This is a genomic window from Novosphingobium sp. 1529, assembly GCF_040544855.1.
GTDB classification, from domain to species: domain Bacteria; phylum Pseudomonadota; class Alphaproteobacteria; order Sphingomonadales; family Sphingomonadaceae; genus Novosphingobium; species Novosphingobium capsulatum.
Genome location: NZ_JBEPKW010000003.1, coordinates 123,998 through 139,038, shown reverse-complemented (window position 1 = coordinate 139,038; position 15,041 = coordinate 123,998). Strand labels below are relative to the sequence as shown.

13 protein-coding genes are annotated in these 15,041 nt (G+C 68.0%); 9 read left to right on the top strand and 4 right to left on the bottom strand.

Annotated elements, in window-relative coordinates; genetic code table 11:
* The first annotated feature begins 54 nt into the window (after positions 1 to 54).
* From ABIC78_RS08655 to ABIC78_RS08615, 9 genes are all read left to right on the top strand, one after another.
* Positions 55 to 885 (top strand): alpha/beta fold hydrolase, encoded by an 831-nt coding sequence (locus ABIC78_RS08655; protein ID WP_354489003.1) that lies wholly within the window; start codon positions 55 to 57, stop codon positions 883 to 885.
* Between the two features lie 4 nt (positions 886 to 889).
* On the top strand, positions 890 to 1,372 hold the full coding sequence (gene dps, locus ABIC78_RS08650; protein WP_022677546.1) for a DNA starvation/stationary phase protection protein Dps: 483 nt from the start codon (positions 890 to 892) through the stop codon (positions 1,370 to 1,372).
* A gap of 32 nt (positions 1,373 to 1,404) precedes the next feature.
* Positions 1,405 to 2,082 (top strand): hydrolase, encoded by a 678-nt coding sequence (locus tag ABIC78_RS08645; RefSeq protein ID WP_022677547.1) that lies wholly within the window; start codon positions 1,405 to 1,407, stop codon positions 2,080 to 2,082.
* Positions 2,083 to 2,272: 190 nt separating this feature from the next.
* On the top strand, positions 2,273 to 2,527 hold the full coding sequence (locus ABIC78_RS08640) for a XapX domain-containing protein (protein ID WP_022677548.1): 255 nt from the start codon (positions 2,273 to 2,275) through the stop codon (positions 2,525 to 2,527).
* Positions 2,528 to 2,531: 4 nt separating this feature from the next.
* Positions 2,532 to 4,379: an amidohydrolase gene (locus ABIC78_RS08635; protein WP_354489000.1), complete on the top strand. Its 1,848-nt coding sequence runs from the start codon at positions 2,532 to 2,534 to the stop codon at positions 4,377 to 4,379.
* A gap of 11 nt (positions 4,380 to 4,390) precedes the next feature.
* A complete protein-coding gene (locus ABIC78_RS08630; RefSeq protein WP_502915665.1) occupies positions 4,391 to 5,284 on the top strand; it encodes a glyoxalase in 894 nt (297 codons plus the stop codon).
* A 5-nt stretch (positions 5,285 to 5,289) separates the two neighbouring features.
* Positions 5,290 to 5,742, top strand: coding sequence for a DoxX family protein (locus tag ABIC78_RS08625; RefSeq protein WP_354488998.1), 453 nt, complete (start codon positions 5,290 to 5,292; stop codon positions 5,740 to 5,742).
* The gene (locus ABIC78_RS08620; RefSeq protein WP_354488996.1) at positions 5,739 to 7,184 is read left to right on the top strand and encodes an alginate export family protein; all 1,446 of its coding nucleotides are present in this window, start codon (positions 5,739 to 5,741) and stop codon (positions 7,182 to 7,184) included. Before ABIC78_RS08625 ends, ABIC78_RS08620 begins: the two co-directional genes overlap by 4 nt.
* A gap of 13 nt (positions 7,185 to 7,197) precedes the next feature.
* On the top strand, positions 7,198 to 7,929 hold the full coding sequence (locus tag ABIC78_RS08615) for a YoaK family protein (protein WP_354488994.1): 732 nt from the start codon (positions 7,198 to 7,200) through the stop codon (positions 7,927 to 7,929).
* A gap of 6 nt (positions 7,930 to 7,935) precedes the next feature.
* Here the strand turns inward: ABIC78_RS08615 and nagE are convergent, their stop codons facing one another.
* The 4 genes from nagE to ABIC78_RS08595 form a co-directional block, all read right to left on the bottom strand.
* Positions 7,936 to 9,669 (bottom strand): N-acetylglucosamine-specific PTS transporter subunit IIBC, encoded by a 1,734-nt coding sequence (nagE, locus tag ABIC78_RS08610; RefSeq protein WP_354488992.1) that lies wholly within the window; start codon positions 9,667 to 9,669, stop codon positions 7,936 to 7,938.
* Positions 9,666 to 12,215, bottom strand: coding sequence for a phosphoenolpyruvate--protein phosphotransferase (gene ptsP, locus ABIC78_RS08605; protein ID WP_354488990.1), 2,550 nt, complete (start codon positions 12,213 to 12,215; stop codon positions 9,666 to 9,668). Before ptsP ends, nagE begins: the two co-directional genes overlap by 4 nt.
* 87 nt (positions 12,216 to 12,302) lie before the next feature.
* Positions 12,303 to 13,439 (bottom strand): N-acetylglucosamine-6-phosphate deacetylase, encoded by a 1,137-nt coding sequence (gene nagA, locus ABIC78_RS08600; protein WP_354488988.1) that lies wholly within the window; start codon positions 13,437 to 13,439, stop codon positions 12,303 to 12,305.
* On the bottom strand, positions 13,436 to 14,470 hold the full coding sequence (locus ABIC78_RS08595; protein ID WP_107715485.1) for an SIS domain-containing protein: 1,035 nt from the start codon (positions 14,468 to 14,470) through the stop codon (positions 13,436 to 13,438). Before ABIC78_RS08595 ends, nagA begins: the two co-directional genes overlap by 4 nt.
* Positions 14,471 to 15,041: the final 571 nt, after the last annotated feature.

Genomic DNA, 15,041 nt, shown 5'->3' with positions numbered 1-15,041 from the left:
GCACCGGGCAAAGGTTGCCCCTGGTGTTGCGGCCGGAATGGGAGCCTTCACGTCATGCCCACGATCACCACCGCCGATGGCACCGAAATCTTCTACAAGGACTGGGGCAGCAAGACCGCGCAGCCGGTGGTTTTCCACCATGGCTGGCCGCTTTCTGCCGACGATTGGGATGCCCAGATGATGTTCTTCTTGGGGCAGGGTTATCGCGTGATCGCGCACGATCGGCGCGGCCATGGCCGGTCCACCCAGACCGGCGACGGCAACGAGATGGATACCTATGCCGCCGACGTCGCGGAGCTGGCCGATCATCTTGATCTCAAGGATGCGATCCACGTTGGCCATTCCACCGGCGGCGGCGAAGTGGCGCACTATGTGGCGCGGGCCAAGCCCGGCCGCGTCGCCAAGGCCGTGCTGATCGGCGCGGTGCCGCCGATCATGCTGCAAACCCCGGCCAATCCCGGTGGCCTGCCGATGGACGTGTTCGACGGGTTCCGTTCGGCGCTGCTGGCCAACCGCGCGCAGTTCTTCCGCGATGTGCCCGAAGGCCCGTTCTTCGGCTTCAACCGCCCCGATGCCAAGGTTTCGCAAGGCCTGATCGACAACTGGTGGCGCCAGGGCATGATGGGCGGGGCCAAGGCCCACTATGATTGCATCAAGGCCTTTTCCGAAACCGATTTCACCGAAGACCTGAAGGCGATCGACGTGCCCGTGCTGATCATGCACGGCGAAGACGACCAGATCGTGCCGATCGCGGATTCGGCGCACCTGGCGATCAAGCTGGTCAAGCACGGCACGCTCAAGACCTATGCCGGCTTCCCCCATGGCATGGCCTCGACCCATCCCGAGGTGATCAACGCCGATCTGCTCAGCTTCTTCAAGGCCTGAGCCGATGACCTACGAAACCAGCATCGATCTTTCCGCCCACGTCCGCAAGGCATCGGTGGCGCTGCTCCAGGCCCGGCTGTCCGATGCGCTCGACCTGGAAGCGCAGGCCAAGCAGGCGCACTGGAACGTGCGCGGCCGCCATTTCCTGCAACTGCACGGCCTGTTCGATGCCGTGCATGGCCAGGTAGAGGAATTCGTCGATCTCCTGGCCGAGCGGATCACCACGCTGGGCCATGTCGCCGATGGCCGGGTGCAGACCACCGCCGGCGCCACCACGCTCTATGAATATCCGCTCGCCGCCCATGGCGGTGACGCGCATATCCGCGCGCTGGCGGCCAGCCTTGCGCTGTTCGGCAAGGCCGTGCGCGCCGCGATCGACAGCGCGGCGGGCGAGGGCGATGCCACCACGGCCGACCTGTTCACCCAGATCTCGCGCGAGAGCGACAAGCAGCTGTGGCTGCTCGAAGCGCATCTGCTGGCCGACTGACCCACACCCTTTCTCCTTCAAGGACAGATCCCATGACCTTTCATGCCAAGTCGCTGATCAATCCTGACGACACCGTGTTCATCTTCGTCGATCACCAGCCGCAGATGGCCTTTGGCGTCACCAGCATCGATCGCCAGCAGCTCAAGAACAACACCGTGGCCCTGGCCAAGGCGGCCAAGCTGTTCGGCGCGCCGATCATCCTGACGGCGGTGGAGACCAAGTCGTTCTCGGGCTATATCTGGCCCGAACTGCTCGACGTGGTGCAGCAAACCCCGATCGAGCGCACCTCGATGAACAGCTGGGACAGCGACGAACTGGTCGCCACCGTCAAGGCCACCGGCCGCAAGAAGCTGGTGATCGCCGCGCTGTGGACCGAAGCCTGCCTGCTCTTCCCCACGCTCAGCGCGATCGAGGAAGGGTTCGAGGTCTATATCATCACCGACGCCTCGGGCGGCACCTCGCCCGAAGCGCACGATGTGGCGATCCGCCGCATGGAGCAGGCCGGCGCCCACTCGCTGACCACGATCAACGCCGTGCTGGAACTGCAGCGCGACTGGGCGCGGCGCGGAACCTATGACGGCGTCATGGCCATCGCGCGCGAGCATTTCGGTGCCTACGGCATGGGCGTCGATTATGCCTATACCATGCTCCACGGCGCGCCGCAGCGAGGCCAGTTCGCGCACGAAGTGGTGGGCGGCGCCGAGCATTGATCCTGTCTCCGTCATCCCGGACTTGATCCGGGATCCCGCTGGCTTCTGGCCGTGCGCTGACAAGGAAGCGGGACCCCGGGTTTAGCCCGGGGTGACCATCAGGCGAAATTGCAGACTTTGTTACCAATCCCCCCGGCGGCCCGCCCCATCCCTCTTGCGGGGCGGGCCGTTTCCCCAAGGAAACTGCGCCATGAAGGCATATCTCGCGTCGCTGGCGGCCGGCCTGCTGGTCGGCATTGTCTATTCGCTGATCGGGGTGCGTTCCCCCGCGCCGCCGGTCATCGCGCTGGTCGGGCTGCTGGGCATCCTGGTGGGCGAACAGGTGGTGCCGCTGGTGCGCCATGCCGCTGCCGGCCATTCGATCACTGCCTTTGTCCGCACCGATTGCCGCAGCCACGTGTTCGGCCGCCTGCCCGATGGCTCCGCACCGGAAAAGGACGCGTAAGGCCATGGCCGATACCCTGATCGTCAACGCCAAGGTCACCACGCTGGATCGCGCCAACCCCCAGGCGCAGGCCGTGGCCATCCGCGACGGACGTTTCCTGGCGGTGGGCAGCGAGGCCGACGTGCGCGCCGCTGCCGCGCCCCAGGCGCGCGTGATCGATGCCGGCGGGCGCCGCCTGATCCCCGGCCTGATCGACAGCCACATGCACATCATCCGGGGCGGCCTCAATTACAACATGGAGCTGCGCTGGGACGGCGTGCCCAGCCTGGCCGATGCCATGGCCATGCTCAAAGCCCAGGTTGCCCGCACCCCTGCGCCGCAATGGGTGCGCGTGGTTGGCGGCTTTACCGAGCACCAGTTTGCCGAAAAGCGCCTGCCGACGCTGGCCGAACTCAACGCCGTGGCGCCCGATACGCCGGTGTTCATCCTGCATCTCTATGATCGCGCGCTGCTCAATGCCGCCGCGCTGCGGGTGGTGGGCTATGGCAAGGACACGCCCAATCCGCCCGGCGGCGAGATCGTGCGCGATGCCGCCGGCAATCCCACCGGGCTGCTGCTGGCCCAGCCCAATGCCACGATCCTCTATTCCACGCTGGCCAAGGGGCCCAAGCTGCCCGAGGATTACCAGGTCAATTCCACCCGCCATTTCATGCGCGAGGTCAACAGCCTGGGCGTGACCGGGGTGATCGATGCCGGGGGTGGTTTCCAGAACTATCCCGATGATTATGCCATCATCGAAAAGCTGCACGCCGACAACCAGCTCACCGTGCGCATCAGCTACAACCTGTTCACGCAAAAGCCCAAGGAAGAGCTGGCCGATTTTGCCGGCTGGGTGAAGCAGGTTTCGCCGGGGCAGGGCGATGATACCTATCGCCACAACGGCGCGGGCGAGATGCTGGTCTATTCGGCTGCCGATTTCGAGGACTTCCGGGTGGAGCGCCCCGACATGCCGCCAAGCATGGAAGGCGATCTGGAGCCGGTTATCCGCCTCTTGGCCGAGCATCGCTGGCCCTGGCGGCTGCACGCCACCTATGACCAGACGATTTCGCGCGCGCTCGATGTCTATGAGAAGGTCAACCGCGATATCCCGCTGACGGGTATCAACTGGTTCTTCGACCATGCCGAAACGATCAGCGACCGAAACATCGATCGCATCGCCGCACTGGGCGGCGGCATCGCCGTGCAGCACCGCATGGCCTATCAGGGCGAATACTTCGTCGAACGCTATGGCCACCGCGCGGCAGAGCGCACGCCGCCGATCGCGCGGATGATCGCGGCAGGCATTCCCGTGGGCGCCGGCACCGATGCCACGCGGGTGGCGAGCTACAACCCGTGGGTATCGCTCTCGTGGCTGGTCACGGGCCGAACGGTGGGCGGCATGGCGCTCTATCCCGGCGCCAACCGCGTCAGCCGCGAAAAGGCGCTGGCGATGTGGACGCACGAGAACACCTGGTTTTCCAACGAGGTGGGCAAGAAAGGCCAGATCATGGCCGGCCAGCTGGCCGATTGCGCGCTCTTGAGCGCCGATTACTTCGCCGTGCCCGAGCACGATATCGCCCATATCCGCAGCGTGCTGACCGTGCTGGGCGGCGAAGTGGTGCATGGGCAGGGGGACTTTGCCCCGCTGGCCCCGGATCTGCCGCCGGCCATGCCCGATTGGTCGCCGGTCAACACGTTCGGCGGCTATTTCCAGACCGACCAGGCACGGAACATGCTGGCCAATGCGTGCGGCTGCGCCAGCGCCTGCGGTGTCCATGGCCACGATCATGCCGCTGCGCTGGGCCAGGCCGCGCCGGTTGCCGATGTGCAAACGTTCTGGGGCGCACTGGGCTGCGGCTGCTGGGCGGTTTGACAGGAGAAACGATGATGAAGCTGCGCCTTTCCCTCGCCCTTGCGGCCGCGCTGTTGTCGGCCTCGGCCCCGCTGGCTGCCAAGCCGGTGCCGATGGCCGATTATGCCGTGGGCCCGCAATACGATACAACCCACGTCTATGTGCCGCAGGAGCAGTTCGACGCGTTCGTCACCGCGTTCCAGGCCACCTTTGGCGGTACAACCAGCAAGCAGGGCGAATTTCAGGTTACCCCCACGCCCAGCCTGACCAAGTCGCAGCTTGTGCTTACCCCGGCAGGAACGGTCTCGGTGTTCGGGTTCAAGACGCCGATCCCCTATCCGTTTGGCGCCGAACGCACCGGCTATCTGGTGACGGACATGGACGCCGCGGTGAAGGCCGCGCGCGCCGCCGGTGCCACGCGCCTTATCGAAACCTTTCCCGATCCGATCGGGCGCGATGTGGTGGTGCAGTGGCCGGGCGGCGTGAACATGCAGCTCTATTGGCACACCGCCACGCCGCACTATGCGCCGCTGGCCACCGTGCCGGAAAACCGCGTGTACCTGACCGCCGATGCCGCCGACGCGTTCATCGCGGCATGGACCCGCTTTGCCCATGGCCGCGTGGTGTCTGACGACAAGACCGCGCCGGGCGCCGAGGCGGGCCTGCCGGCCCCGATCCGCCGCGTGATGATCGAGAGCGGCTATGGCAAATTGACGGTGCTGGTGTCCAACGGCCAGTTGCCCTGGCCCTGGGGCCGCGACATGACCGGCTATGCCGTGCCCGATCTGGCCGCCACCCTGGCGAAGGCGACCGCCGCTGGCGTGGAAACCCTGGTGCCGGCGCGCGAAGTGGGCGGCCGCCGTGCCGCGTTGGTGCGCTTCCCGGGCGGCTACATCGCCGAAATCCACCAGAACGCAATGCGTTAAGCGCCATGCCCCGTCTTGCGCCTGTTCCACCGGCCCCGGCCGATCCGCGCTTTGTCGATGCCATCCTGGATTGGCCGCCCACCTGGTTCGTTGCCCGGCTGCTGCTGGTGGGCGCCTATCTGGTGGGGGCACTGGCCAAGCTGGGTGACTGGCCCGGCGCGGTTGCCGAACAGGCGCATTTCGGCATGACGCTGCCGGCGCTGTGGGCCGGCGTGACCATCGCGGTGGAACTGATCGGCCCGGCGCTGATCCTGGTCGGCCGGCTGGTGTGGCTGGGCGCGGGGATGCTGGGCGTGTTCACGGTGCTGGCGGCCTGCCTCGCCAATCCGTTCTGGGCGCTGCAGGGGCCGGCGCGCTTTGCCGCCACCAACGCGTTTTTCGAGCATCTCGGCCTGGCCGGCGGCTTTGTCCTGGCGGCATTGGTGGCCGAACATGCGCGGCGCGAGGGGCGCATGTGAGCGTGCCCCGCGCCGGCCGGGCCGTCGTCACGGCCATGCTGGCGGCGCTGGTGCCGCATGGGGCTGCGCGCGCGCAGCAGTCTGCCGATCAGGATGCCCTGCCACGCAGCGTGATCGAGGCCTGGCGCCCGCCCACCCTGACCATCACGCGCTATACCGAAAACTGGTCGAGCCTGGCCGACCCCGCCGCCCGCCGCGCGCGGTGGACCGCGCCGCTGAAATACATTCCATTGGCGGCGCCGCAGGTGTGGCTGTCGACCGGCCTGGAACTGCGCGCGCGGGTTGAGGCAACCCAGGGTCAGACCGCGCGCTATTGGCGGGCGATGCCCCATGCCGATCTGCACGTCGGCCGCTTTCGCGTGTTTGTTCAGGGCCTGGCCAATGCGGCGCAGGGCGTGGTCGGCGGACCGTCGCCGGTCGATCGCACCGGCGTTGATCTGTTGCAGGCCTTTGCCGATGTGACCGTGCCGATCGCGCCGGGCACCACACTGCGCCTGGAAGGCGGGCGCCAGCTGGTCAGCCTGGGCAGCGAGCGGCTGGTCGGCACGCGCTATGGCCCCAATACGCCGCTGCCGTTCGATGGCACGCGGGCGCTGCTCGATTCCGGCCCTTATACTGCCAGCCTGTTCTACCTGGTGCCGGTCGCGGCCGGGCCGCACAGCATGGACGATCGGCGATCGCGGCAAAAGGCGCTGTGGGGGCTATATGCCACGCGCTGGCTGGGCAGCGGGCATGCCGTGCGGATCGATGCCTATGCCATGGTCTATCACGATCGCGCCGCCAGCCTGCAACAGGCCGGATTTCCCGGCGGACTGGGTGACGAACGGCGCGTTACCCTGGGCCTGCGCAGCGCCGGGCGTGCCGGGTCTGCCTATTGGGACATGGAGGCGATGGCCCAGGGCGGGCGCCTGGCCGGCGCGCCCATCCACGCCTGGTCGGTGGCGCTGCGCGCCGGGCGCCGCTTTCCGGCCTTGCCGGCCACGCCCGATCTGTCGCTCCATGTCGATCTCGCGAGTGGCGACAAGGCGCCCGCCGATGGCCGGATCAACGGCTTCAACCCGCTGTTTCCCAAAGGCAAGTATTTCGGCGAGCTTTCGCCGCTGGGCCCGCGCAACCTGATCGACGTGCACCCGGCGCTTACGCTCGCGCTGGGCAAGCTGAACGGCGGCGCGGTGCAACTGGGTGTTACGGGCATGGCCTATTGGCGGCAAAGCCGGGGCGATGGCGTCTATGACATTCCCGGCCGTCAGCTGCACCCCGCCACGGCCGGCCAGGCGCGCTTTCTCGGCAAGCAGGCAGAGGCGGTGGTAACCTGGCAGGCCACGCGCGAACTGGCGCTGACTGCCTCTGCCAGCCATTTCGTGCCCGGCGGCTTTCTGGTCCAGGCCGGTGCCGGCCGGCCGATCGATCTGTTTGCCGGCGAAGCTTCGTTCCGGTTCTGAAAGGGAAAGTGCCATGGACTCTCATCCGCCCCAATCGCCCCCCGTCGCCGGCGCGCCTGTGGCGGTGCGCACGCCATCGCCGCTGCCGCGCCTGCTGCTGTTGCTGTCGGCCACGACCGGCTTTGTCGACGCCGTCAGCGTCCTTGGCCTGGGCAAGGTGTTTACGGCGAACATGACCGGCAATGTGGTGTTCCTGGCCTTTGCGCTGGCCCGCGCGCCGGGTTTCACGCCCGTGCCCTACTTGGTGGCGCTGGGCCTGTTCATGGTGGGCGCGAGCGTGGCGGGGCGGCTGTGGCGCCACGCGTCGAGCCATCCGCTGCGCTATTGGCTGCTGCGCGCGGCCTTGCTTGAAGCCGTGCTGTTCCTGGCGGCTGCGGCGGTGGCGCTGGTGCCCGGCGCCGACGGCATCGTGGCGCATCCCGCCTGGGCCGTGCTGGTGATGATCGGGCTGACGGCAGGGGCCATGGGTTTTCGCAATGCCACGGTGCGCCAGCTCAAAGTGCCCGATCTGACCACCACCGTGTTGACCCTGACGATCACCGGCATTGCCTCTGACGCGGGCGGGCCCAACCTGCGCACGCGCCTTTTGGCGATCGCCATGATCTTTATTGGCGCGGCGGCCGGCGCCGTGCTGGTGCTGCACACCGGGCTGGCGCTGCCGCTGGCGCTGACCGCCTTCGTGGTGCTGGGCGGAACGCTGCTGTGCCTGCGCCATCCGCTGATGGCGCTGCCGCATCGTCCCTGACGTAGCTCAGGAGCGCCAGGGGACGATCGCGGCCTCGGCAAAGAGCACCTGCGGGCCGGCGGGCGTGGCCACTACGCCGCGCGCTCCGAGCGCGGCAAGGGTGCTTTCGTCTACCACCGTGCCGGCCGGCAGCAGCAGGCGCCCATGTACGCTTCGGGCTTGGGCCAGGGCCGCCGTGCCACCCAGCGCCTGCGCCAACTCGGCCGGAACGCTGGCGGGATCGATCATGCTGGCAAAGCTGCCGGCCTCGGCAATCGGGGCCTTGGCCGGTGCCGCGCTGGGTGCAGGCGCACCCATTGCAGCGCGGATTTCCACCGCCACCTGATCGGCCTGCGGGCCGAGCACGACCTGCAGGGCGCGCGGAGAGGGGCGGATCAGGCCTTTAGCTCCCAGGCCACGCAGCGCGGCTTCGTCGATGCTGGCCTGATCGGCCACCACCAGGCGCAGCCGCGTGGTGCAGGCGCCCACTTCCACCAGATTGGCCGCGCCGCCCAGCGCCGCGACAAAGGCCTGGCCGCGTTCGCCCGCCAGCACCGGCGCGCCGCCGTTGCCCATGGGCACGTCATCGCGGCCCGGCGTCTTGAGATCGAAGCGCAGGATCGCCCAGCGGAACACCCCGTAATAGACGCTGGCATAGACCAGCCCCACCGGGATCAGCAGCAAGGGCTTCTGCGCCTTGGAGAAATTGAGCACGTAGTCGAGCAGCCCGGCCGAAAAGCCAAAGCCCATGTGCACGCCCAGCGCCGCCATCAGCGCCATCGCAATGCCGGTCAGCACCGCGTGGAACGCATAGAGCACCGGCGCCAGGAACATGAAGCTGAACTCGATCGGCTCGGTCACCCCGGTCAGGAACGAGGTGGCGGCAAGGCTCAGCAGCATGCCCCCGGTGGCCTTGCGCCGCTCGGGCCGCGCGGTGTGATACATCGCCAGGCACGCGGCAGGCAGGCCAAACATCATCACCGGGAAGAACCCGCTCATGAACGCGCCAGCAGTCGGATCGCCGGCAAAGAAGCGGCGCAGATCGCCGGTGGTGCCGTGGTAATCGCCCAGCACGAACCAGGCGATGTTGTTGAGAATGTGATGCAAGCCCGTCACCAGCAGCAGGCGGTTGAGCGTGCCGAAGATGAACAGCCCGATGCCGCCGCTGGCCAACGCCGCCTCGCTCGCGGCATTGGCGCCGGCATTGATGCTGGCAAGGCTGGCGCCCAGCAGCCCGGCCAGCGCCACGCCGGCCACCCCGCTGATGATCGGCACGAACCGCCGGCCGCCGAAGAAGGCGAGGTATTCGGGCGGCTTGACCGTGGAAAAGCGGTTGTAGCCGATGCCGCCGATGATGCCTGAAACAATACCCAACGGCACGGCGACATGATCGACTTGCGCGCTGCGCCAGGCGGCCGTCACCGCCGGGAGCGCCGCCTTGGCAACGCCCGCCACCACATCGGCCGGCACCGCCAGCAGCGCCTTGGCGCCTTCGCTCGCCACCAGGAAGCACACCACGCCGGCAAGCGGCGCGGCGCCGTTGCCATCCTTGGCGAAGCCGGTGGCCACGCCAGTGGCAAACAGCAGGCCCAGGTTGGCAAACATGGCATTGCCCGCCGCGCTGACGAAATCGAGGCCCAGCAGATCGGGCTGGCCCAGGCGCAGCAGTAGCGCCGCCACCGGCAGCACGGCGATCGGCAGCATCAAGGCGCGGCCCAGGCTTTGCAGATGTTGCAGCGCGTTGTTCACGGCTTGGCTCATTGGGTAACCCTTTCGATCATCTGTGTGGCCAGCACGCGCACTTGCGCGGCGCTCGATGCCTGGAGCACGGCACTGGCCAGGCCCCGGCAATCCTGGGCAGACAGGGCGCGCACCAGCGCCTTGATTTCGGGCACCATCGCCGGCGCGGCGGAAAGTTCGGTCACGCCAAGGCCGATCAGGATCGGCACGGCGAGTGGATCGGATGCCAGGCCGCCGCACACGCCCACCCATTTGCCGTGGCTTTGCGCGCCTTCGCAGCACAGGCCGATCAGGCGCAGCACGGCGGGATCAAGTCCGTCGATGCTGCCTGCCACGGCCGGGTTGCCACGGTCCATGGCCAGGGCATATTGCGTAAGATCGTTGGTGCCGATCGACAGGAAATCGCATTCGGCGGCCAGGGCATCGGCCATCACGGCGGCGGCGGGCGTTTCCACCATCACGCCCAGCGGCACGGTGGCCACGCCCAGCTTGGCGGCCTCGGCATCAAGGGCAGCGCGCACGGCGCGCAGTTCCTCGACCCGCGCGATCATCGGCGCCATGACCTTGACCGCGCCTGCCTCTGCCCCGGCGCCCGCGCGCAGCACGGCGCGCAGCTGCGGCACCAGCATCTCGCGCTGGGCCAGCCCCACGCGAATGCCGCGCAGCCCCAGCGCCGGGTTTTCCTCTGCCGCCATTGGCAGATACGGCGCTGGCTTGTCTCCGCCGATATCGAGCAGGCGGATGATCAGCGGCCGCCCGTTCAGTGCCTGGGCGATGGCGGTGTAATCGGCGGTCTGCTCGTCTTCATCGGGTGCACTGGCGCGATCGAGGAACAGGAATTCGGTGCGCAGCAAGCCGCAGCCTTCGGCGCCGTTGGCTACGGCCGGGGCGGCCTCGCTGCGCTTGCCGAGGTTTGCGCAGACCTCGATCCGCAGGCCATCGCTGGTGCGACCTTCCAGGCCGGACGCGGCCTGGGCAGCGGCCTTGCGTGCCTGGCGCCGTGCCGCTTCGGCCTGCGCCGTGGCCCAGGTGGCGGCATCGGGATCGACCGTCAGCGTGGCGCCGGTGGCATCGAGCAGCAGCGGGGTGCCCGGCGCGATCGACAGCACGCGCGGCCCGGCCGCGACCAGCGCGGGGATGCCCTTGCTGGCGGCGATGATCGCCACGTGCGAGGTTGGCCCGCCCTGCGCAGTAACCAGGCCGGCTACTTGCGCGGGTGAAAGCACCGCGACTTGCGAAGGCACGAGATCGCGCGCGATCACGATCGCCGCCTCGGGCAGCGATACGGCGGGCGGTTCCTGGCCAGCCAGGTGCCATTGCAGTTGCCATTCCAGATCGATGAAATCGTCGGCGCGTTGGGCGATATGCGGATCGGGCGCGGCGCGCAGCGTGGCGGCGCGGGCCTGCATCGTGCGCTGCCAGGCCAGGCTGGCGCTGTCACCACGCGCCATGGCATCGCCGACGCTTTCCAGGATGTCTTCGTCGTCCAGCAAGTGGCGATGGGCGGTCAGGATCGCGGCCTGCTCGCTGCCGGCCTGTTCCTGCGCGCGCTGTTCCAGGGCCGCGCGAAACGCAGCGAGGGCCTGGGTGAAGCGGGCGATTTCGGCGCCGGCATCGCCGCTGGCACGGGCGGTGCGCGGCGGTTCGGGGCGTTCCAGCCAGGCCGCCTGGCCAATGGCATAGCCGGCCGCAGCAGTTACTGCCATCAGCCGCTCGCCCGGCGCGATCGGGCTGGTGTCGGTGCTTTCGGCCACCGCTTGTGCCGGCGCGGGCGCGGATTGGCCCAGCGGGCGCAATTCGCCCATGCCGGTGGCGATCAGGTCGGCCAGGGCCTCGATCACGGCCGCTGCGGCCGGGCCGCTGGCCAGAAGCGTCAATGCATCGCCATGGCGCAGGCCCAGGGCCATCACCGCGCTGGGGCTGCGCAACCGGCACGGTGTGGCGTTTGGCGTGGCGGCCGGCACGATGCGCACATCGGCGTCATAGCTCTTCGCCAGTTCAGCCAGCCGCGCGGCAGGGCGGGCGTGCAGGCCATGCGCCAGCGGCAGGCGCAGCGTGGCCTGCGCCGTGGCGGCAAAGGCAGCAGCGGGCGCGGCGCTTTCAGCTTGCGCGGAACCCAGCACCAACAGCGGCGCGCCACGGGCGATGCGGCCGGGCGCGGCGCGCTCGATCACGGCGTGGCCGGCGGTTTCGGTGATCACGATCGGGGTGATCATGCCTTTGACGCGCGGCGCCACCGTCCCCAGGTCCACGCTGATCAGCCGGTCACCGGCAGCCACGGTATCGCCGGCCTCGACATGGGCGACAAAGCCCTCGCCATTAAGGCGCACGGTTTCCAGCCCGATGTGCATCAGCACTTCGACCCCGCCGGCCAGGCGCAGCGTGATGGCGTGGCGGGCGGCGTGAACCGACACCACCGTGCCATCGGCGGGGGCATGCAGCGTGCCATCGAGCGGATCGATCGCCATGCCATCGCCCAGCAGCCTTTGCGCAAAGACTGGATCGGGCACATCGTCGAGCGGAGAGAGCCAGCCATCGAACGGCGCGGCAAGGATCAGGCTGGACATGGGCTGCATCAGCTTTCTTCTGGGGCTTTGTTCAGGCAGGCCGTGGCAGGGGGGGCAGCATCGCTGGCGCGCCACCTGCCACGCAGATCAGATCACGGCGCCGCCGCCGATCCAGCACTGCACCGGCTGCAGGGCGGCGTCCAGCCACACCATATCGGCGCGCTGCCCGGTGGCCAGGGTGCCGATCTCGTCGGCCAGGCCCAGGAACGCGGCCGGCGTCGCGCTGGCCATGCGGCTGGCCATCGGCACGTCAGCGCTGGTCAGAGCCACCATCGTGCGCACCGCGCCCGCCATGTCGAGGCTGGAGCCGGCCAGCGTGCCGTTCTCGTCCTGGCACACGCCATCGGTCACGGTGATGGTACGGCCGTTCAACTCGAACGAACCGGCGCTCATCCCCACGCTGGGCATGGCGTCGGTCACCAGCATCAGCCGCTCGGTGCCTTTCATGCGCAGCGCGATTTCCAGCGCAGGCCCGGCCACGTGCACGCCATCGGCAATGATGCCGCACCACACCGCATCGTTGAGCAGCGCGGCGCCGACCACGCCAGGCGCGCGATGCAGCAAGGGTGACATGGCGTTATAAAGGTGCGTCACCCCGGTCAGCCCGGCGGCAAAGCCGGCCTGCGCCTCGGCAAACGTGGCATTGGTATGCCCCGCGCTGATGATCACGCCGGCCGCGCGCAGACGTTCCAGCGCCTGCGGCTCCACCTGTTCGGGCGCGATTGTCAGCATGACCTTGCCGCGCCGCGGGCGGCACAGTTCCACCAGCAGGTCTTCGTCCAGGCGGCGGATCAGCGCGGGATCGTGCACGCCCTTGCGCACGGCATTGATGAACGGCCCTTCGATGTGCAGCCCCACGATGCCGGGCAGGCCCTGGGCAATGGCGGCATCGACCACGTCGAGCGCTGCGGAAATCGCCGCCGGCGTATCGGTGATCAGCGTGGGCATCAGGGCCGTGGTGCCAAAACGCGCGTGCGCCTGGGCAATCGTCGCCAGCCCTTCAACCGTGATATCGTTGTTGAGCAGCGCGCCGCCACCGCCATTGACCTGGCTATCGACAAAGCCAGGCAGCAACCAGCCGCCGTCGAGATCATACACGGTGCCATCAACCGGCACATCGGCCGCAATATCCGCGATGCGCCCGGCCTCGATCTGCACCGTAGCCGAAGGAACGATGCGATCACCCAGCAGGATATGGCCGTTGGTAAACGCCAGAACGGTCATCGCGTGCGGGTCACTTTCGCCAGAAACGGAGGCTCGTCGGGATTGAAGCCCCGGCTGATGGATAGCGCATTGACCATGCGATAAAAGCTCGCAATGCGCAGCAGCGGGGCGATCGCCTCGTCGGCGGCCACGGCGGGCAGCACGGTCAGGTTCGGCCCGGCGGGAACGGCTTCAGGCTCGGGCGTGGCCAGGAATACCTGCGCACCGCGTTCGGCGAAATCGGCGCAGACCTGGCGCACGTCGGCCCCGGCCTGGCCGCCGATGTCGAAACCCAGCACCGGGAAACCATCGCGCACGATCGCCATCGGGCCATGGCGCACTTCGGCAGAGCTGAACGCTTCGCCATGCAGGCCGCTGGTTTCCTTGAGCTTGAGCGCGGCTTCCTGCGCGATCGACAGGCCATAGCCGCGGCTGATCAGGAACAGGTTGGTGGCATCCTGCAGGCCGGCGCGGGCGGCGTCCCAATCCAGGGCAAAGCTTTCATCGAGCGCGGCGGGCAGGGTGGCCAGGGCCGCATTCAGCGCTTCGTCCTGGCTCCACGCGGCAACCAGCGCGGCAATGCCGGCCAGCGAGGTGATGAACGACTTGGTCGCCGCCACCGAGATTTCCGGCCCGGCGCACAGCGGCAGGGCCACGTCGGCCATCTGCGCCAGGGGTGATTGATCGTTGTTGACCAGGGCCACCACCAGGGCGCCAGCGGCTTGATAGCGCTCTACGGTGGCGAGCATGTCGGGGCTGTGGCCCGACTGCGAAATGGCGATGCACAGCGGCGCGTTGCCGGCCGCGGCGCGCATCGGCGCATCATAGAGCGACACGGTGGAGAACGCCGCCGAGGCAGTCGGCACGCCGAGCAGCGTTTCGATCATGTACTTGGCATAGGTTGCCGCATGGTCCGACGATCCGCGCGCACAGGTCAGCACCAAAGATGGCGGGGCCTGGCGCAGCCGCGCGCCCAGGTCTGCCAGGGCCTGGGCATTGTGGGCCATGAAGCGGGCAACCGCCGCGCCGGCCTCGGCCGCTTCGCGGTGCATCCAGGTGGCCGTGGCGCCTGCGCCCGGTTCAGGGGAACTTGTGGGCGTGATCAACTTGGCCTCCACGCAATAACCTTTCGGGTTGGTTGAACGATGGGATCGTGGTCTGTCGCGTGCCCTACCGGCAGCACCGTGCAAGACAGGTTTGTTATACATGCCAGGCAAATGAGTGCAATGGTAGCAAATAGGTATTTTTTTGTCCTTGTGCCGTCTCCCGCACCGTATGGCGAAAGCCTTGGTTTCGCTACAAAGGGGTGGGGCCAAGCGGCTTTCGCATGCGTTGTCGAAACTCTGCAAAGCGCAGCGGCACAAGCGGCATTTTGTGGGAAGGCGCGCGACTTTATATAACTGATTTATATAAATACCACGACAAATGAGCATGGGGGCTGGCGTCGCCCCGCATACAGTCAGCGGATCGCCAGCGCGGTCGTGCGGGACGAAAGGAGCCATCGTGCGCCGATCCAGCCGTGCAATCGGCCCTGCAATGGTATCACATGCAATTTGCCTGTCATGGCGGCCAGCGGAGTCTGAGGCGCCGTTCCGCGTGGCTTTCCGCAGCTCTCGCCCGCGC